14 protein-coding genes are annotated in these 18,983 nt (G+C 67.6%); 10 read left to right on the top strand and 4 right to left on the bottom strand.

Annotated elements, in window-relative coordinates; genetic code table 11:
* Window positions 1-73 precede the first annotated feature (73 nt).
* The gene (locus tag L6Q96_21065; GenBank protein ID MCK6557042.1) at window positions 74-1,045 is read right to left on the bottom strand and encodes an amidase; all 972 of its coding nucleotides are present in this window, start codon (window positions 1,043-1,045) and stop codon (window positions 74-76) included.
* A gap of 182 nt (window positions 1,046-1,227) precedes the next feature.
* Between L6Q96_21065 and L6Q96_21070 the strand changes: the two genes are divergently transcribed.
* On the top strand, window positions 1,228-3,036 hold the full coding sequence (locus tag L6Q96_21070) for an MFS transporter (GenBank protein MCK6557043.1): 1,809 nt from the start codon (window positions 1,228-1,230) through the stop codon (window positions 3,034-3,036).
* 19 nt (window positions 3,037-3,055) lie between these two features.
* Window positions 3,056-5,092 carry a thioredoxin domain-containing protein gene (locus L6Q96_21075; GenBank protein MCK6557044.1) on the top strand — a complete coding sequence of 679 codons (2,037 nt, stop codon included), beginning with the start codon at window positions 3,056-3,058 and terminating at the stop codon, window positions 5,090-5,092.
* 33 nt (window positions 5,093-5,125) lie between these two features.
* Here the strand turns inward: L6Q96_21075 and L6Q96_21080 are convergent, their stop codons facing one another.
* A complete protein-coding gene (locus L6Q96_21080) occupies window positions 5,126-5,893 on the bottom strand; it encodes an SDR family oxidoreductase (protein ID MCK6557045.1) in 768 nt (255 codons plus the stop codon).
* A gap of 202 nt (window positions 5,894-6,095) precedes the next feature.
* Between L6Q96_21080 and L6Q96_21085 the strand changes: the two genes are divergently transcribed.
* Window positions 6,096-7,448: an MFS transporter gene (locus L6Q96_21085; GenBank protein ID MCK6557046.1), complete on the top strand. Its 1,353-nt coding sequence runs from the start codon at window positions 6,096-6,098 to the stop codon at window positions 7,446-7,448.
* Between the two features lie 151 nt (window positions 7,449-7,599).
* Here L6Q96_21085 and L6Q96_21090 read toward each other — a convergent pair whose 3' ends face one another.
* The gene (locus L6Q96_21090) at window positions 7,600-9,126 is read right to left on the bottom strand and encodes an SLC13 family permease (protein MCK6557047.1); all 1,527 of its coding nucleotides are present in this window, start codon (window positions 9,124-9,126) and stop codon (window positions 7,600-7,602) included.
* A gap of 280 nt (window positions 9,127-9,406) precedes the next feature.
* Between L6Q96_21090 and L6Q96_21095 the strand changes: the two genes are divergently transcribed.
* Entirely contained in the window at window positions 9,407-9,856 is a 450-nt protein-coding gene (locus tag L6Q96_21095; GenBank protein ID MCK6557048.1) for a YMGG-like glycine zipper-containing protein, read from the top strand.
* A 24-nt stretch (window positions 9,857-9,880) separates the two neighbouring features.
* On the opposite strand, the gene L6Q96_21100 is transcribed toward L6Q96_21095, so the two are convergent.
* Complete coding sequence (locus L6Q96_21100; protein MCK6557049.1) at window positions 9,881-12,436, bottom strand: DEAD/DEAH box helicase family protein; 2,556 nt, start codon at window positions 12,434-12,436, stop codon at window positions 9,881-9,883.
* 165 nt (window positions 12,437-12,601) lie between these two features.
* On the opposite strand from L6Q96_21100, the gene L6Q96_21105 reads away from it, so the two are divergent.
* The 6 genes from L6Q96_21105 to L6Q96_21130 all read left to right on the top strand — a co-directional run bounded on the left by L6Q96_21105 (window position 12,602) and on the right by L6Q96_21130 (window position 18,831).
* On the top strand, window positions 12,602-13,666 hold the full coding sequence (locus L6Q96_21105) for an HlyD family efflux transporter periplasmic adaptor subunit (protein ID MCK6557050.1): 1,065 nt from the start codon (window positions 12,602-12,604) through the stop codon (window positions 13,664-13,666).
* Window positions 13,663-14,604: an ABC transporter ATP-binding protein gene (locus tag L6Q96_21110; protein MCK6557051.1), complete on the top strand. Its 942-nt coding sequence runs from the start codon at window positions 13,663-13,665 to the stop codon at window positions 14,602-14,604. Before L6Q96_21105 ends, L6Q96_21110 begins: the two co-directional genes overlap by 4 nt.
* A complete protein-coding gene (locus L6Q96_21115; protein MCK6557052.1) occupies window positions 14,601-15,539 on the top strand; it encodes an ABC transporter ATP-binding protein in 939 nt (312 codons plus the stop codon). The genes L6Q96_21110 and L6Q96_21115 overlap by 4 nt, the downstream gene beginning before the upstream one ends.
* Complete coding sequence (locus tag L6Q96_21120) at window positions 15,536-16,669, top strand: ABC transporter permease (protein MCK6557053.1); 1,134 nt, start codon at window positions 15,536-15,538, stop codon at window positions 16,667-16,669. The genes L6Q96_21115 and L6Q96_21120 overlap by 4 nt, the downstream gene beginning before the upstream one ends.
* Before the next feature lie 10 nt (window positions 16,670-16,679).
* Window positions 16,680-17,813 carry an ABC transporter permease gene (locus tag L6Q96_21125; GenBank protein MCK6557054.1) on the top strand — a complete coding sequence of 378 codons (1,134 nt, stop codon included), beginning with the start codon at window positions 16,680-16,682 and terminating at the stop codon, window positions 17,811-17,813.
* An 82-nt stretch (window positions 17,814-17,895) separates the two neighbouring features.
* Window positions 17,896-18,831 (top strand): glycosyltransferase family 2 protein, encoded by a 936-nt coding sequence (locus L6Q96_21130; GenBank protein ID MCK6557055.1) that lies wholly within the window; start codon window positions 17,896-17,898, stop codon window positions 18,829-18,831.
* The last annotated feature ends 152 nt before the right edge of the window (window positions 18,832-18,983 follow it).

Consider the following 18,983-nt stretch of genomic DNA (forward strand, 5'->3'; position numbering starts at 1 on the left):
GGTGCTACCGCCCGCGCATGCGTGTGACCCTCAAAGATCGTGGAGGCCACGCCATCAAATTGCGCGGACGTGCTCACAGCAGGGTGGCCAATTCGAAGGCGCCGATGATCGCCCACTCGCGACCGAGCTGCGGCGGTCCGTCCTCGACGGTTTCGACGCGGTGGCCGAGCTGGCCAAACACGCGTACCGCCTCGGCAACCGCGGCGGCGACGTCGGACTGCACCACCGCATACCCCAGATCGGGAGAGAAGCCGATGCGCAGGCCGCGATCCAGCGGTTGCCGGACGGTCTCCGCGTACGAGTGCCCCGGCGACGGCAGACTGTTGGGATCGTAAGGCGACGGTCCGGCAATCTGATCGAGGACCAGCGCGGCGTCTTCCACGGTCTTCGTCAGCGGACCGAAGACCGCCGTGTCGCCGTACTCCCACTGTTGGAACGGTCCGCGCGGCACCCGGCCGAACGACGGTTTGAGGCCGAACGCGCCGACGAAGCTGGCCGGAATGCGAATCGAGCCGCCCCCGTCGCTCGCGGTCACCAGCGGCAGTACGCCGCCCGCGAGCGCCGCCGCCGAGCCGCCGCTCGACCCCCCCGGCGTGTGCGCGAGATTCCACGGCGAGCGGGTAACGCCGTAGACCAAGTTCTTGGTAATTGCCGTGTAGCCGAACTCCGGCGCGTTGGTCTTGCCGACGACGATTGCCCCGGCGGCCTCAAGCCGTTCCACCTGCGTCGAACTGCACGTCGCGACCTGGTCGCGAAACGGGAGCGAGCCGTGCGAGGTAACCAGGCCGGCAACGTCCTCGAGATCTTTCACGCCCAGCGGGACGCCTTCGAGCGGGCGCCCCTCGCCGCGCCCCATGCGCGCTTCCGCGGCTCGCGCTCCGGCAAGCAGGGTATCCCGATCGCGCAAGGCGACGACTGCGTTCAACTCCGCATGCGTGCCCGCGATGCGATCGAGCGTTGCGGTCATCAGCTCGACGGGCGAGACGGCGCGCGTGCGCAGACGCTCGATCAGGTCGGTCAGGGATAGGCTCAGCAGTTCGTTCATAGGGGCTCCCAAGGTCAAGACGGTGGCAACGAAACGCGGACTCCACCGCGGTCATTCCATCTCGAACGACTTCAATCAATGTCCGCGGCTCCAGTCCATTCGCGCTCGACCGCAAAACGCGCCCGTACGCCGCCTTGCAATACCGTGACCACCGGGCTTATTGACGGCTGTGGTCACGCATCATGTCGTCGCACCCGGCGCTCCCGCGTGAGCGCCTCCCGCTGGGGCTGTTGCTCCTGTACGGCGCGCCGAGCATTCCCGGCGCGGCAATGCTGGTGCCGATCTTCGTCCACATGCCGAAGTTCTACTCGGACGTCGTGCTGGTGCCGATGGGCCTGCTGGCCATTGCCATCGCGGTCGCCCGGGTCGTCGACGCCTTGAGCGATCCCGTCTTCGGCTGGTTGTCGGACCGTACGCAAACTCGCCTGGGCCGGCGCCGCCCGTATGTGGCGCTGCTGTCGCCGTTGTGCGGCGTGGCCTTCTGGGCGCTGTTCACGCCGCCGGAAGCGCTGACGGCAAACGGCGCCGCCCTGTGGTTCGGTGTCACGTTCGTCCTTTTCTCGGTATTCCGCACCGGGTACTCGCTGCCCTACTGGGCATGGGGACCCGAGCTGACGCTCGACTACCACGACCGTTCGAGGCTCTTCGGGGTGCGCGAGGGCTTCAGCATTCTCGGCACGATCGGGGCGGCTGTCGCTCCGGGGCTGCTGATCTCTCTGTGGGGTTTCAGCGAGCGGCAGGCGTTGTCGGCGATGGGTCTGGTGCTGGCGGTCGTTCTGGTAGCCCTCTGCTTTCTGCTGGTCGCCAGGGCGCGCGAGCGTGCGGAATTCACCGCGCGTGCCTCGAATCCGTTCGTGCCCGGGGTCAGGCGCGCGCTGCGCAACCGCCCGTTTCGCATTTTGTTGCTGACTTACGTGATCGCCGGTGCCACCGGGGCGATTCCGGGCACCCTGATGCCGTTCTTCAACACGTACGTGCTGCGATCGCCGCACGACGCCGAATGGCTGGCGATCCTGCTCGCCACCTACTTCGCCGCGGGGTTCCTCTGTCTGCCGTTCTGGGTGTGGGTGGCGCGGCGCTACGGCAAGCGGCCGGCATGGCTGGCGAGCTTCGCGGTCGGTATGAGCGGCGGCGGCGCGATGTTCTTCCTCGGCGAGGGCGACATGGTAACCGCCGCCCTGCTGCTCGCGTGGGCCGGGTCGAGTTTCGGAGCCAGTCTCTTCCTCGGACCGGCAATGCAGGCCGACGTCATCGATTACGACGAGTTGCACACCGGCAAGCGGCGCGAGGCGCAGTACTCGGCGTTCTCGTCGGTGTTGCCGAAGTTCGTCGCCATTCCGAGTGCCGCGCTGCCGATCGCCATTCTCGGGTCGATCGGTTACGTCCCGAACGCCGAGCAGACCCCGGCCGTGATGTTTGCGATCAAGGCGATCTTCGCCCTCGCGCCGGCGGCTTCGGCGCTGCTCGCCTTCGTGGTCGCCTGGCGGTTTCCGATCGACGAGCAGGTGCACCGCGCCATTCTCGAAGGCATCGAGCGCCACGCTCTGGGCCTGGCCGCCATCGACCCGCTTTCCGGCCGGTCGATCCCGCCGGCAACCCAGCGCGCGGTCGACGAGGACACGGGCTGGTTCCTCGATAACTTCTCGTCGCGAGAGCTGACGCGCTTCAGCTCGCGCGGCCCGAGCAGCATCGGTCGCGACGTGCTTAGGGCGGCGGTGTTGTCGCTGGCGACCTGCGTCGGTTGCGCATGGATCGCGGCCAACTGGGTCACCAACCTGGCGATCGACCCGGGCCCGGTACCGGTGCTCGCGGTCGTGGTTAGCGGTTTTGCTTTTGCGGTCTTCGTCTTTCACCTCCTCCGCCTCGCCCCGGCTCGGGCGCTCGCCGGCGGGGCGGTGGACCCGCACGTCGTGGCCATGCATCTGCGCCCCGACGCAGCTCCGGACACCGACGCGCCCCCGGCGGCGCGCTGCGCCGCGGGCTCGCAGTAGCCAGGCCCGCGGTGGCGCCATGCCCAATCGCCTCGTCCACGAGACCAGCCCTTACCTCCGCCAACACGCCCACAATCCGGTCGACTGGTATCCCTGGGGTGAAGAGGCATTCGCCCGTGCCAGAGCCGAAGACAAGCCGATTCTCCTCAGCATCGGCTACTCCGCGTGCCACTGGTGCCACGTCATGGAACGCGAATCGTTCGAAGACGAAGTCACGGCGCGCGACATGAACGCCCTGTTCGTCAACATCAAGGTCGATCGCGAGGAACGGCCCGACGTCGATCACATTTACATGAATGCCGTCCAGCTTCTGACCGGCCACGGCGGCTGGCCGATGACGATGTTCCTGACGCCGGACGGGAAACCCTTCTATGGTGGCACTTACTTCCCTCCCGAGGATCGACACGGCATGCCGGCTTTTCGTCGCGTCCTGCACGGAGTCGCTCAGGCCTATCGCGAGAAACGCGACGAGGTCGAGGACCACACCGGGAAGCTTCTTCTGGACCTGCGGCGGGTCGATGCGCTCGTGCCCGGCGCCGCACCGCCCGAGGCACGGCTGGTGGCGGCCGCCGCCGAAGCCCTGTCGCGCGCCTACGACGAAGTCAACGGCGGAATCGGCCAGGCGCCCAAGTTCCCCAACGCTACCGTGCTCGAATTGTTCCTGCGCGCGCACGGCACGACCGGGGAACGGCGCTACCTGGACCTCGTAACGCACACCCTGCGACAGATGGCTCGCGGGGGCATCTACGATCAACTGGGCGGCGGTTTCCATCGCTATTCCGTCGATGCTCGCTGGCTGGTGCCGCACTTCGAGAAGATGCTGTACGACAACGCCCAGCTCGTGCCGCTTTACCTCGCCGCTTACCAGCTCACCGGCGAAGCGCCGTTCGCCGCGGTCGCCCGGGAGACGCTCGACTATCTCCTGCGCGAGATGCGCGACCCGGGCGGCGGCTTTTACGCCACGCAGGACGCCGACAGCGAAGGCGAGGAGGGCCGGTACTTCGTCTGGGAGGCTGCCGAGGTGCGCCGGCTTTTCGACGAGGGCACCGCGGCGCTGGTCGAGCGCTACTGGGACATCACACCGAGCGGCAACTTCGAGGATCGCAACATCGTGCACGTCACGCTCGAGGTCGAGCAGCTCGCCCGGCTGTTCAAGCGCGACGTCGAAGAGGTTCGCCGCACGCTGGCCTCGGCGCGCGCCACTCTGCTTGCCGCACGCGAGCAGCGCGTCAAGCCGGGCCGCGACGAGAAGATCCTGACTGCCTGGAACGCACTGGCGATCGGCGCCTTCGCCCGCGCGGCCGAAGCGCTCGACGACGACCGCTATCGCAACGCCGCCCTCGACGCCGTAAGCTTCCTCACCGCAACGCTGCAGCAGGGCAATCGCTTGTGCTGCACGTGCAAGGACGGCGTTGCCCGGCTCAACGGTTATCTCGACGATTACGCCTTCTTCGCCGCCGCCCTGCTCGACGTTTTCGAGCTGACGCAGGACCCGGCGCACCTCGACCATGCGGTGCAACTGGCCGACGCGATGCTGGCGCACTTCTGGGACGCGGACGCGGGCGGCTTCTTCTTCACCAGCGACGATCACGAAGCGTTGATCGTTCGCAGCAAGCCCGCCTTCGACAGCGCGCTACCGTCCGGCAACTCGGTGGCGGCACGCGCCCTGCTCCGGCTCTACCACCACACCGGCCATGCGCCGTACCTGACCCACGCCGAGGCGGTCATCAAGCTCTTCGCCGGTGCCGTTCGCGAGCAACCGTTCGGCCTCGCCAACATGCTCGGCGCCATCGACTTCTATTCCCGCCAGCCCTGCGAAATCGTGGTCGTCGTGCCGGGTACCGGCGACCACGATCTGCTGCGCCGGATTCGGCAGACCTACGTGCCGAACCGCACGCTGCGCGTCGTGGACACGTCACGCAACGAGCCCCTGCCGGCGCTGCTCGAAGGAAAGGGACTCGTCGGCGGTCTCGAGACGGTGTACGTGTGCCGGGGCAGGACCTGTTCGCCGCCGGCCACGAGTTGGGAGGCCGTCGCCCCGCTTCTGCGGAGCTGAACGGCCGGCTCGACGCCGAATCGGCGCGCGCGATCACACGCGCGGCATGCCGCCGGCGATGCCGTGGCCGCCGTCGATCACCCAGACCTGGCCGGTGACGAAGTCGGCGGTCACCAGGTGTACAACGGTGGCGGCAATGTCCTCCGGCTGGCACGCCTTGCCGACGAGGGTCTGACCGACGGCGATGTTTTTCATCAGTTCGTAGGCGGGGAACTCCTTCCACCAGCGGGTGTCGATGAAGCCCGGAGCGACGGCGTTGATGCGCACGCCGGGCGCCAGCGCCCGCGCCAGCGCCACGGTCATGTTGTTGAGCGCCGCCTTCGAGGCGCAGTAGGCAACCGAGCTGCCGATGGCGTAGACGCCCGCGATGCTCGAGACGTTGACGACGACGCCGTTGTCCTGCCGGAGCCACGGCAGCGCCGCGCGGATGGCGTAGAACGCGCCCTTGAGGTTGGTGTTCAGGATCCTGTCCCAGTCGGCGTCGGAGAGCGCTTCCAGGTCGGCGTGGGGCACGAAGGCGGTAGCGCCCGCGCTGTTGACCAGCACATCGAGTCGGCCGAACTTCTTGCTCACTTCGTCGACCATGCGGCGCACGGCGGTGTCGTCGCCGACGTCGGCCTGCACGGCGAGGCCCTTTACGCCGAGGGCGTCGATCTCGGCGGCGGTGTCTTCGGCTTCGCGACGCGACTTCGAGTAGTTGACGGCGACGTGGCAGCCGCGCCGCGCCAGCTCGAGCGCCACGGCGCGGCCGGTACCCGTGCCGCCACCGGTGATCAACGCGGCCCTGCCTGCTAGCTCCATGTGTCGGTCCTCCCTCGGGATCTCGTCCCGGGGGGGGGCCGGGACGTGGGCCGACGCTACACCGTTCGCCGAGCGACGCAAGCACTGTCCACACGCCCGATGACGGTTTCCGGGTCGACGGCGCGGCGTCGCTTCTCGCTCGACTGTTGCCTGTCGACTGCACTATGGTCGAAGCAATTTGCGGCAGGGAGTTGGCTTTCCCGTGACATCTCGCGCTGGGCATCATGCGGTTCTTTCCTCCGCCACGCTCGCGGCCTACGCCGCCCCGGCGGCCCCGATTTCGGCCCTGGGGTTGCCGATCGCCGTGTACCTGCCGCCGTTCTATGCGGCGGAAATGGGGCTCGGCCTCTCCGTGGTCGGAACGATATTCATGCTGACGCGGTTCTGGGACGTCTTGATCGACCCGGCGCTAGGGGTGCTGTCGGACCGGTTCCCGACGCGTTGGGGCCGGCGGCGTCAGTGGATCGTTCTCGGTTCGCCGATCGTGATGGTGTGCTCGTGGATGGTGTTCATGCCGGTGCCGCCCGTATCCGCCACTTACCTGCTCGGCTGGCTGCTCGTGCTGTACGTGGGGTGGACGCTATTGACCATCTCGCACATGTCGTGGGGGGCGGAGCTCACGGTCGAGTACCACGAGCGTTCGGTCGTCCAGGGGTGGCGCGAGGTATTTCTCATCGCCGGCATGGTGACCGTGCTTGCGCTGCCTGCTCTGATCGAGCGCGGCGGCGCCGCGGACGCCGCGGTGCAGCGGGTCACGGCAATGGGCTGGTTCGTCATAGTTCTGCTGCCGTTCACCGTACTGCTGGCCTTGTGGCGGGTACCGGAGCTGCCGGCGGCGTCGCATCCGCATCTTGGCCTGCGACGGGCGCTGGAGCTGGCGATCGAGAACCGGCCTTTGCGACGGGTGTTGTTGATGGACCTGCTGTCCGGCTACGGCGCGGGCATTGTGGCGTCGTTGTTTCTCTTCGTCGCCGTCAGCGCGCTCGACCTCGGCAAGTACGCCAGTCTCCTGTTGCTCTGTTACTTCATTTCGGGCTGCCTGTGCATCGCGCCGATGTTGCGGTTGAGCTACCGCTGGAGCAAGCACCGGACGCTCGCGGTGTCGTCTCTGTTCAACGGACTGGCGTTGCCGTTCATCTTTCTTCTTCCGCCGGGTAACGTCCCGGTCGCGGTGGCGATGTTCGTCGTCTTCGGTGCCAACATGGGCATCGGCCCGCTGCTGTTCCGGTCGATCATGGCCGACGTCGCCGACGAGGACCACGTGCGGTCGGGGGTTTCGCGCACGGGACTGTTCTTCTCCTTGCTGATAATGACCAACAAGGCGGGGCACGCGCTGGCGATCGGGAGCGTGTACGTGTTGCTGGACTGGATCGGTTTCGCGCCCGGGGCGGCCAACGACGCCGAGGCGATTGCCGGGCTGATGAACCTGTTCGTGTTCCCGACCATGGTGGCCAGCATACTGGTGACCGCGATCATGTGGAATTTCCCGCTGGGCGCCGAGCGGCAGCGCGAGTTGCGGGCCATCCTCGAGGAACGTCGCGCCCGCGTTGCGTAAGACGGAGGTAAGGGGCGGGCCGGCTGCCGGCGCGGGTGGCATGGACACCGATCCCCACGCCACCGGGAACGAGCCCCGCCGCGCCACCCATTTCTCGCCGCGGCACTTCCCCACGCGCGTCCCGCGAAGTCCCGGGCCACGGCTTCCGGTTTCACCTGCCCACGGCCACCGGCCCGAGCGTGGCGACAACCGCGACTATCGCCACGATACCGATGACGTCGAGCAGAATGCCGTGACGAATCATCGCCGTCAGCGGAATCCGTCCCGAGCCGTAGACGATGGCGTTGGTCGGCGTCGATACCGGCAACATGAACCCCAGTGAGGCGCCCATTGTCGCCCCCAGGGCCGGCAGGACCGGATCGATGCCGGCCGAACGCGCAAAGGCGATTACCACGGGTACGACCATGTTTGCCGAGGCGGTGTTGCTGGTGGTTTCCGACAACACCGTCGCCAGTACCGTGGACAGTGCCAGCAGTCCGAACTCGCTGCGTACGCCGAGCAGTCCGGTCAGTCCGTTGCCCATGGCCTCGGCCAGCCCGGTCTTGAACGCCAGTGTTCCCAGCGCAATACCGCCGCCGTAAAGGAACACGATCCACCAGTCGATTTGGACCGCGTCGGCCCAGGTCAGCGTGAACCGATGCCGGCGCCAGTCGACCGGCAACAGAAACAGCAAACTTGCCCCGAGCAGCGCCACGACGCTCTCCGGCAGCAAACTCGCCAGGTACGTTGCCGTCGCGCTGTCGCGGCCGAGGAGCAGCGCCGCCGCACCCGGCAACACCCAGCCGGTCACGGTGGCCGCGAAAGCGATCAGCGTATTGACCTGCGCGCGCGTCCACGGACCCACCGCGGCCCGCTCGGCGGCGATCATTTCGGCGACCCCGTGCAGCTCCGTGCGGCGCGGCGCGCCCGTGCGGCGGAAATCGACGAGCAGCAACGCCAGCGCCGTGAGGCTCACCGGCAACCCCAGCAGCATCCACGAAAAGAAGGGAACGCTCACGCCCGTCTCGCGCTGAATGAATCCCAGGCCGATCAGATTCGGTGGCGTGCCCACGGGTGTCGCCAGTCCCCCGATCGAGGCCGCAAAGGCGTTGGACAACAGCAGCACGGTGCCGAAAGCGGGAGCCACGCGACCCGCCTGCGGATGCGATTCGAGGAACGCCAACATGGAAATGCCGATCGGAAACATCATCGCCGTCGTTGCCGTGTTGCTGATCCACATGGAGATCGCGCACGCCACCGCCGCATAGGCGACCAGCATGCGTCCTGGTCGCTCGCCGACTCCGGGCAAACCGAGAATGGCGAAGGCAAAGCGCCGGTCCAGACCGTGCACGAAGATCGCGCGGGCCAGCATGAACGTGCCGACGAAAAGAAAAACAATCGGATCGGCGAACGGAGCGAAGGCTTCCTGCGCCGGCGCGACCCCCAGCAAGATGGCGGCCGCCACGCCGAGGAAGGCCGTTATGGCCATCGGAATGGCCTCGGTGATCCACAGCACAACCACCGCCGCGAGCACCGCCGCCAGGCGGTGCGCCGGGACCGGCAGGGCGGACGCTGTCCACCACACCGCGGCAAAAGCGAGCGGCGCCAGCACCAATCCGCTGCGACGCCGCCAACGCTCGAAGCGCGCTTCCACCGCGCTGATCGCCTCTTCCCGGTCGGTTGTCATAGCGGCGGCCATTACGGGCGGGCCTTCATCTCATGACGGAATCCACGGGGCAACTCGTTACCCCAGGGCCACGGCAAAGTCGTTCACGGGGGCGTCAGACGGCCCCTCGATACGCGGCCCAAGGAACGGGCCGCTACTCGGGGCGAACGGTTTCCAAGGTTTTGAACCGTTCGAGCCGAGTAGCCGCCTTCTTCTGGTGGCGTATCGAGGCACTGTCAGCGACTTTGCCGTGACCCTGCTCGTTACCCGCACCCGTCTTGACTAATTTGTCCGATCTGGTTGACGTGAGGTCATGCCTTCCCTGGTTCGCTCTACCGCAGTGCTCGCGGTCTGCACCTTTGCCATGGCAGGCTGTTCGCCGCTGCGCCCGATCCTATATCCGAACCAGAAGTATCAAGAAGCGGGCGCGGCGCAGGTGCAGAAGGACGTCGACGAGTGCATGGCCCTCGGCGACCAGTTCGTCAGCGAAACCGGCAAGTATCAGAGCAAGGCCAAGGATGCCGCGGTCGAGACGGCCAAGGGCGGCGCTTTCGGTGCCGCTGTCGGCGCCGTTGGCGGGGCCGTCTGGGGCGATCCGGGCAAGAGCGCCGCCGCCGGCGCGGCCACCGGCGCTACGGCCGGCTTCCTGAACACCATTTTCGGCGGAGTGTTCCAGAGCCGCCGCGAACCGAACCCGACGTACGCCAACTTCGTGCAGCGCTGTCTCGCCGAGCGCGGCTACGAAACACTCGGATGGGAATAGGCGGGCCGTTTCGCCGCCGCGCTCTCACGGGTCGGGACTTCCTGACCGGACGCCCGCGAAGAACCTCCGCACCGCCGCGGTGACCACTGAACGCCGTCCCACGATGCGGCGCGCCGGCGGCAGCGACTCGAGAAACACGCGGCCGTACGGTTTGCGGGCGACGCGACTATCGAGCAGCACCACCACGCCGCGGTCCGTGCGCGAACGGATCAGCCGCCCGAAACCCTGCTTGAGTTTCAACACCGCCTGCGGCAGCGCGTGCTCCGCAAAGGGATTACCGCCGCGCGCCGCGATCGCCTCGACGCGCGCCTGCTCGATCGGCTCGGTCGGCACGCGGAACGGCAAACGGGTGATGACCACACACCGCAGCGCGTCGCCGCGGACGTCGACGCCTTCCCAGAAACTGTCGGTCGCGAACAAGACGGCCCCCGGCGTGCGCACGAATCGCTCGAGGAGCAGGTGCCGGTTCGTCTCTCCCTGCTGCAGTACGACGAGGCCCGCCGCGGTCAACTCCGGACCGAGCGCCGCGACGGCGCGGCGCAGGGCGCCGTAAGCCGTGAACAGAACGAACGTGCCGCCGCGGCTGGCCTGCAAGACCTCGCGAATCGCCGTATGCGTCGCCGGTTCGTAGCCAGGTTCGTTGGCGTCCGGGAGATCGCTGGGCACCGCCAGTAACGCCTGCTCGTCGAAATCGAACGGCGACTCGACCCGCAGGGTCTGCACGCGTTCGCGGGCCTCGAGGCCGGCCAGTCCGAGGCGATCGTGCAGGTAGTCGAAGCGGCCGTCGACCGTGAGCGTCGCCGAGGTGAGCACGACGGTCGGAAACGGCTCGAATAGCGCGCGCCGCAGCAACGGTCCGACGTCGATCGGCGCGGCGTGCAGCGTGAGCGCCGCACCCGTGCGCGGTCTGACGCGGGCCTCGAACCACCGGCAGGCGCCGCCGTCGTCGCGCAGGAATTCGAGCAGCGCCAATCCGGCGCCGGCCACCCGACCCTGCAGTGCCCGCAACTCCGTGGTCAGGAAGACGATCTGCTGCGGCAGCGCATCGGTGTCGAGCTGATCGAGGCGCTCGAAGACCGCTTCGAACGTCTCGGCGAAGTCTCCGAGCGCGCCGCCGAGCCGAGTCAGCCAGCGTTCGACGTCGCCCCAGTACGCCGACGTTCGCACGGTGTCCGTAACGCGCAGCTTCTCCTCGCGGCCGGCCTCGATGGCCCGTCCGACGAGATCCTCCAGCCCGGCAAACAGCTCGGAAAAGCACTGTTCCGCGTCGGTGAGCAGGCTTTCCGTTCGCGGCACGAGCCGGGCTTCGATCAGGCGGGCCGCCGCGGTGGCCGCCGGCGGGGGCGCGGCGTCGATCGTCGTCAGGGCCCGCACGAGCGCCCGCAGGACGCCTTTCTGCGGATCGCGGCGGCTTTGCAGGCGGCTGAAGGGGCGTTCGATGGTCGCATACCCGGCGCGCAGCCCGAAGTAACTCGTAGCCACGTCCTCGACATGATGGGCCTCGTCGACGATCACCCGGCGCGCCGGCGGCAGGATGGCATTCTGCGAGTAGCTGCCGACTTCGTCGCGCAGCGCGAGGTCGGCGAGCAGGAGGTGGTGATTGACGACCACGATGTCGGCCTGGGCCGCGTTGCGGCGCGCCGTGTAGAAGAAACAGGTGCCGTAGAACGGGCAGCGGGCGCGCAAGCAGTTGTCGTTCTCGGACACCACCTGCTCCCAGACCTCGGGCCGCGGCCGCACCGGCAAATCGGCCAGGCTGCCGTCCGCCGTTCGTTCCGCCCAGGCGAGCACCTCGCGCAGTTCGCGCTGGACCTCGTCCTCGACCAGGAGCGCGGGCTGGGCCTTGATCTGCGACGCTTTGCGCCGGCACAGGTAATTGCCGCGCCCTTTGACCAGCGCGGTCCGGCAGGCGAAGCCCGGCAACCCGCCCAGAAACGGCAGGTCCTTGCGCACCAGTTGTTCCTGCAGATTGATGGTGTGTGTGGAGACGAGGACGCGTTCCTTGTTGCGCAGGCTCCAGGCGACTGCGGGCAGCAGGTAGGCAAGGGACTTGCCGGTGCCCGTGCCGGCTTCGACGGTGAGGGTGCCGTCGTCGTTGAAGGCGGCGGCGACGCCCGCGAGCATCCGCTGTTGCTGTGTCCGGTGCTCGTAACCGTCGAGATGGGCGGCGATGGCGCTCCCGGGGGCCAGCCACGCGATCGCATCGGTGCGATCGATTTGCACCGCCGTTGGCGGCCGGTGCGGCTCGACGACGACGTGGATCGCCGTGACGGCGTTGTCGACGATGTACGAGCCGACGCCGTTCTGTCCGAGCGCACCGGCGATGTGCACGTCGGCGTCGGACGGCGCCAGCCGGCCGCCGGGGTGATTGTGGAGGACGACTTCGCCGGGCCGCGGTATCTGAAGGAGCGCGGGCACGCTCCGGCGGTTGCCACGGGCCAGCACGCGCAGGCCGTTCACCCGGCCGTCGTCGTCGAGGGTGCCGAGCAGGTAGAGCTCGTTGCCGCCGGCGTCGAGAATGGCGGCGCGCAGCGCTTCGACGGCGGCGGCGGTCAGGCGATCGGCCACGGCAGCAGGCACGGGCGGACGCTAGCCAAAGCAGTGCGGCAGTCGCAACTCGATCCTCTCGTCCACTTCCCCGGGTGCGCCCCCCGCGGCGAGGAAGTGCGCGGACGGGATCGCCGAGTACGCCAACAACACCGCGCCAGCCGCCGTGGCATTCCGCCGGCCCTGTGGTGCGCGAAGATGGCGAATGTGCTCTATTGGCCTTCGTCGATCGGGCGGCAGGGCATGTCGAAACGCATCCTTCTAATACTCGTAGTTGTCGGACTGGCTGGCGCTGCGGCCGCGGCCTGGTGGTGGCGCGCTGCCGTCAACGGGCGGGCCGACGTCATCAGCGGTTCCGGCATCGTCGAAGTCACCCAGGTCGACGCCGCCTTCGAAGTGCCGGGGCGCATCGTCGAGCGCTTCGTCGACGAAGGCGCCGTGCTCGACAAGGGCGAGCCGATCGCCCGGCTGGACGACCGCGAGTACCGCCTCCAACTCGAACGCGCCCGCGGCCTCAAGGCCGCCGCCGAAGCTCGCTACCGCCTTCTGCTCAGCGGTGCCCGCGCCCGCGACGTTGACCAGGCCCTAGCCGCCCTCGACGCCGCCGAGAGCGACCTGGCGTTGCAGCGGCGCGAGTACGAACGTCTCGAAACTCTGCTACGCCAGGGAGTGATTTCCGAGGCCGAGCTCGACCGCGTACGCACCAGCCTCGACCGGGCGCAGGCGGCACGGGCCAGCGCCGCCGCGGCACTGGACCTCTTGCGCGAAGGGTTCCGCACCGAGGAAATAGAGGAGGCCCGGGCCGGCCTGCAGGAGGCCAGGGCAGCCCTCGAAATTGCCGAGTTGAACCTCGCCCGCTGCGAACTGTTCGCGCCCGTGTCCGGCCGCGTTCTCAGCAAGAGCCGCGAACCCGGCGAAATGGTCCAGCCCGGTACCCCGGTGGTCACCGTCGGCGATCTGTCGCGGCCGTGGGTGAACCTGTACGTCGGCGAACGCGATCTCGGAAAGGTACGCCTCGGGATGCGCGGTTACGTTACCGTCGACTCGTTTCCCGACCAGCCGTTCCCCGGCACCGTGACCTTTGTCGCCGACCGCGCCGAGTTCACGCCGAAGAACATCCAGACCCCCGACGAACGCGTCAAGCTCGTCTATCGGGTCAAGCTCGAAGTCGCCACGCGCGACACCGTTCTCAAGCCCGGCATGCCCGCCGACGCCGTCCTGCCGGTCGAGCCCGGACCCGAAGCCCACGCCGCGACCCCGTGAGCGCACCCGCGATTCAAACCGACGGCCTGTGCAAGTCCTACGGTACCGTGGCCGCCGTGCGCGACGTTTCACTCAGTGTCGCCCCCGGCGAACTCTTCGGCCTCGTCGGCCCCGACGGCGCCGGTAAGACGACTTTCCTGCGGACCCTCGCCGGCCTGTTGCGTCCGACCGCCGGCACGGTACGCATCGGCGGCGTCGACGTCAGTGCCGACCGCGACGCGGTCAAGCGTCAGATCGGCTACATGTCGCAGCGGTTCAGTCTGTCCGAAACGCTCACCGTGCTCGAAAACCTGCTTTACGTGGCCGAGGTCTGGGGCGTACCCGCAGCGGCGCGTCCGGCCCGCATCGAGCGGCTCATGCAGTTCAGCCGCCTCGGCCCCTTCAAGCATCGCCTCGCCCGCAACCTCTCCGGCGGCATGAAGCAGAAGCTAAGCCTCGCCACCTGCCTGATCCACCAACCGCACGTGCTGCTGCTCGACGAGCCGACCATCGGGGTCGATCCGCTGTCGCGCCGCGATTTCTGGCTCATCCTCTACGACCTCCTCCAGGAGGGCTCGACGATTCTCCTGTCGACCCCGTACATGGACGAGGCAGAGCGCTGCGCCCGCGTCGGATTCCTGCTCGAGGGACGCCTGATCGCCTGCGGCGCGCCGCCCGAGTTGAAAGCCGCCCTCGGCGTGGTTGTGCTCGACTTGCGCTGCCCCGAACCCCGGGCCGCCCAGTGGACGCTGCGGCACGTGCCCGCGTTCGCCAATTCCGTGCTGTTCGGAGACCGGGTCCACGTCACCCTGCCGCGCCCCGGCTTCGACGCCACCGCCGCACTCGCCCAGATCGCGGCGGCCGGCGTGGAAGTGCTGCACTGGACGGTGCGCGAACCTTCGCTGGAAGACGTCTTCCTCGCCTACGCGCACCGCGGCGGCGCCACGGAGGCGGCGTGAGCGAGGTCGCCGTCGCCGTCGAAGGGCTGACGCGGGTGTTCGGCGACTTCGTGGCGGTCGATCGCCTCGACCTCGAGGTCCGTTCCGGCACCGTGTTCGGTTTCCTCGGTCCGAACGGGGCCGGCAAGTCGACGACGATCCGCATGCTCTGCGGCATCCTGCGCCCGACCTCCGGTCGCGCCACGGTCGGCGGCTTCGACGTCGCCACCGACACCGACCGCGTCAAGAACAGCATCGGCTATATGTCGCAGAAGTTCTCGCTGTACGAGGATCTCACCGTCGAGGAGAACCTGCGCTTCTTCGCGGGCATTTACGGGGTGCGCGGCGCCCAGCGCGAGGCCCGCATCGCCTGGGCTCTCGAGATGGCCGACCTCCGCGGCCGCGGCGGCATGCGCACCGGAGAACTCGCCGGTGGCTGGCGGCAGCGCCTCGCCCTCGGCTGTGCCGTGCTGCACGAACCGCCCATCCTCTTCCTCGACGAGCCGACGAGTGGCGTCGATCCGGCCTCGCGCCGCGATTTCTGGGATATGATCGGCGACCTTGCGCACCGGGGCATCACGGTGTTCGTGACCACGCACTTCATGGACGAGGCCGAGCACTGCGACCGTCTGGCGCTCATCTACGGCGGCCGCATCGTCGCCAGCGGCAGCCCGTCCACACTCAAGCACGAGCACATGTCCCGCGCTCTGCTCGAAGTCGAGTGCGGCGCCCTGATGACCGCATACGCGGCGCTCAAGGGGCGCGCGGAGATTGCCAGCGTCGCCCTGTTCGGCAATGCCCTGCACGTCGTCGCCGGCGACGAGGCCGCGGCGCGGACCGCAATCGCGGCGGCCCTCGCGGCGGCCGGGGTGCGTATCGAACGCCTCGAACGCATCGAGCCGTCGCTCGAGGACGCCTTCGTTGCCATCATCGAACAAACCGGGGAGCCGGCGTGAGTGCGGCGCTGGGTTGGCAGCGCGCCGCACGCAGCATCCGCGCCGTCATGCAGCGCGAGCTGATCGACGTCCTCCGCGACCGCCGCAGCCTTCTGCTCACGCTGCTCTACCCGATCAGCATGCTGATCATGTACGGGTACGGCATACGCTACGACGTCGAGAACGTCGCCGTGACGGTTCTGGACTACAGCGAGACGCCGGAAAGCCGCACCCTGATCGAGGAACTGACGCGATCCGGCTACTTCCGGATTGCCCGGCACGCGCGCCACCAGCGCGAGGTCGAACGCGATCTTGCCACCGAGCGGGCACGGGCCGCCGCGGTCATTCCGTACGATTTCGCCGACCGGCTGCGGCTCGGCACGCCGACGGCCGTGCAGGTCCTCATCGACGCTTCCGACTCGAACACGGCGACGATCGCGCAGGGGTACGCACTGGCCATCGTTAACCGCTTTGCCGCCCGCTATGCCGACGGCGCGGCGGTGGCGCCGATCGAGGTGGCCAGCCGCGTCTGGTACAACCCGCAACTCGAAAGCGTCAACTTCATCGTCCCCGGCGTCATTGCCGTGATCATGATGATCGTCGGCGCCATTCTCACCGCTCTCAGTATCGTCAAGGAGAAGGAACGCGGCACCATCGAGCAGATCCTCGTATCGCCCATCCGGCCGATAGAAATGATGATCGGCAAGATCGTGCCCTACACCATCATCGCCATTGTCGACCTCGCCATCATTGTCGCCGCCGGTTACTTCGTGTTCGGCGTGCCCATCAAGGGCAGCCTCGTGCAGTTCGCGTTCGTGTCCGTCCTCTACCTGGTCTGCTCGCTCGGGGTCGGCGTCTTCGTGTCGACGCTGGCCGACAACATGCAGACCGCGATGCTGGCCGCCGTCTTCCTTTCCTTGTTGCCTTCGGTGCTGCTGTCCGGCTTCGTGTTCCCGATCGAATACATGCCGGTGGCGATTCAGGCGATCTCGTACTTCTTTCCCGGACGCTACTTCGTCGATGCGATTCGGGGCATCTATCTGAAAGGCGTCGGGCTGGAGGTGCTCTGGCCCGACGCGGTGTTCATGACCGTCTTCGCGGTGGGCATCGTCGCGCTCAGCGCCGCGCGGTTCCGCGACCGGCTGGATTGATCGAGTCGCCATGCTCGCCTCGCTGCGTCGCATTATCGAAATCGTTCGCAAGGAGATCATTCAGATCCGCCGCGACCGGCGCATGTTCGGGCTCGTCCTCATGATGCCGGTGCTGGAGCTGTTCATCTTCGGGTACGTGGTTGCCAACGACGTCGATAACATCGACCTTGCCGTTTGCGATTTCAGTCGCACGCCGGAAAGCCGCAGCCTGGTCGAGCAACTCGAGCGCAGCGGCTACTTCCGGGTGCGCGCCCCCTGCGCCCGGCTCGACGACGCCGACGGTCTGCTCGATCGGGGCGTCGTCAAGGTCGTACTCGCCATCCCGCCCGACTTCGCCATGCGGCTCAAGCGCGGCGAGACGGCGCCGGTGATGGCGGCGATCGACGGCAGCAACTCCAACACCGCGACGATTGCGTCGTCGTACCTCCAGCAGGTGACCTGGACTCAGGCTGTCGACGTTCTGATGCCGGACGGCCGCGCCGCGCGCCTGGCTCCGCCGGCCCCGGTCGAGGCCGAGCCCCGCATGTGGTTCAACCCGGAGCTGCGCATGCTGCGCTTCATGGTGCCGGGAATCATTTGCATCCTGCTCATGGAATCGCTGGTGATCATGACGGCGATGGCCATCGTGAAGGAGAAGGAACGCGGCACCATCGAGCAGATTCTCGTGTCGCCGATCAAACGGTTCGAGTACATCATCGGCAAAGCGCTGCCTTTCGTCGGCCTCGGCTACGTCAACGTTACCCTGGTCATCCTCGTCGGTACGTACTGGTTCGACGTCGCCATTGCCGGCAGCATCCCGCTGCTGTTCGCCCTCACGGGGCTCTTCATCTTCACCTGCCTCGGCATGGGCCTGATGGCTTCGGCGCTCTCGGACACCCAGCAACAGGCCTCGATGACCGGACAGTTCATCATCCTGCCGAACATGTTCTTCTCCGGGTTCATGTTCCCCATCGCCAGCATGCCGGAGGTGGTGCAGAAGTTCACCTACGCGATCCCGTTGCGGTATTACATAACGATCGTGCGCGGCATCTTCCTCAAGGGCGTCGGCTGGACGGAGCTCAAGGACGAAGCCGGCATTCTGGTCGGCTTCAGCATCGTCATCCTCGGCCTGGCGACGACGTTCTTCAGAAAACAGATCAGATAGCCGACCGGGAATCCCGCCCCCCGCGCCGCGGTTCGGCCGGCATTGACTTGGCGAACCCGGGCGACGTACACGCAGGACGATCATGTTCGACGGACAGCGCGTGGCCGTGGTGGTGCCGGCCCTCAACGAGGCGGCACACGTCGGAGATGTCGTGCGGCGGATGCCGCAGTACGTGGACGTCGTCGTCGTCGTCGACGACGGCAGCACCGACGACACGGCGAAGGTCGCCGCCGCAGTCGGGGATCCGCGCGTGCATGTGATCCGTCATCCGGCCCCGCGTGGTGTCGGTGGCGCGACGATTGCGGGGGCTCGGCGCGCCCTCGAGCTGGAGGCGGACCTCGTGGTCAAGGTCGACGGCGACGGCCAGATGGACCCGCAGCGCATCGCGGCGCTGCTCGCGCCGCTGGTGCGCGAGGGTTACGACTACGCCAAGGGCAACCGTTTCCTGCACGCCACCGCCCTGCGCCAGATGCCCGTGCCGCGCCTGCTCGGCAATCTCGCCCTGACCTTCCTGACCAAGCTGGCATCCGGTTACTGGCACATCTTCGATCCACAAAACGGCTTCCTGGCCGTCAAGGCGACGGCGTTGCGCGCTCTCGATCTCGACGACATCAACCCGTGGTTCTTCTTCGAGAACGACATGCTGATCCATCTGAATGTCTTCAATTGCCGGGTAAAAGACGTTCCGATACCGGCGCACTACGGTAACGAGCAGTCGTCGTTGCGAGTCGAACGTATTCTGCTCCGTTTCCCGGCCTACCTCACGCGCGGTTTTGTACGGCGCGTGTGGGAGAAGTACATGCTGCGCGATTTCTCGCCGATCGGGATGTTCTGGCTGCTCGGTGCGCCGCTGATGATCTTCGGGTTCGTCTTCGCCATGGCGACCTGGGCCCGCTCGCTGGCCTCCGGCGTTCCCGCCAGCACCGGCACGGTGATGCTCAGCGTGTTGCCGTTTCTGCTCGGCTTCGAACTGATCCTCCAGGCGATAATGCTGGAAATACGGGAGAGCCCGCGGTAACGGCCCGATTCCCGGCCCGCCCCGGCATTCTTCGCCCTGCGCGGCCGATCCCCGGCCCATTCCCACGGACGCAAAGGCACGATCGCCATGAGACCCGAGGGCGAATCGGGAAGCTAAGCGATCCAATGGCACGTTCGGTGCTGCACTCACTC

It is taken from the genome of Candidatus Binatia bacterium, assembly GCA_023150935.1.
GTDB lineage: Bacteria > Desulfobacterota > Binatia > HRBIN30 > HRBIN30 > JAKLJW01.

Bases quoted from the DNA above. Each gene is read 5' to 3' on its own strand.
- L6Q96_21065 (MCK6557042.1), bottom strand. From the start codon at position 1,045: ATGAACGAACTGCTGAGCCTATCCCTGACCGACCTGATCGAGCGTCTG.
- L6Q96_21070 (MCK6557043.1), top strand. From the start codon at position 1,228: ATGTCGTCGCACCCGGCGCTCCCGCGTGAGCGCCTCCCGCTGGGGCTG.
- L6Q96_21075 (MCK6557044.1), top strand. From the start codon at position 3,056: ATGCCCAATCGCCTCGTCCACGAGACCAGCCCTTACCTCCGCCAACAC.
- L6Q96_21080 (MCK6557045.1), bottom strand. From the start codon at position 5,893: ATGGAGCTAGCAGGCAGGGCCGCGTTGATCACCGGTGGCGGCACGGGT.
- L6Q96_21090 (MCK6557047.1), bottom strand. From the start codon at position 9,126: ATGGCCGCCGCTATGACAACCGACCGGGAAGAGGCGATCAGCGCGGTG.
- L6Q96_21095 (MCK6557048.1), top strand. From the start codon at position 9,407: ATGCCTTCCCTGGTTCGCTCTACCGCAGTGCTCGCGGTCTGCACCTTT.
- L6Q96_21105 (MCK6557050.1), top strand. From the start codon at position 12,602: ATGGCGAATGTGCTCTATTGGCCTTCGTCGATCGGGCGGCAGGGCATG.
- L6Q96_21125 (MCK6557054.1), top strand. From the start codon at position 16,680: ATGCTCGCCTCGCTGCGTCGCATTATCGAAATCGTTCGCAAGGAGATC.
- L6Q96_21130 (MCK6557055.1), top strand. From the start codon at position 17,896: ATGTTCGACGGACAGCGCGTGGCCGTGGTGGTGCCGGCCCTCAACGAG.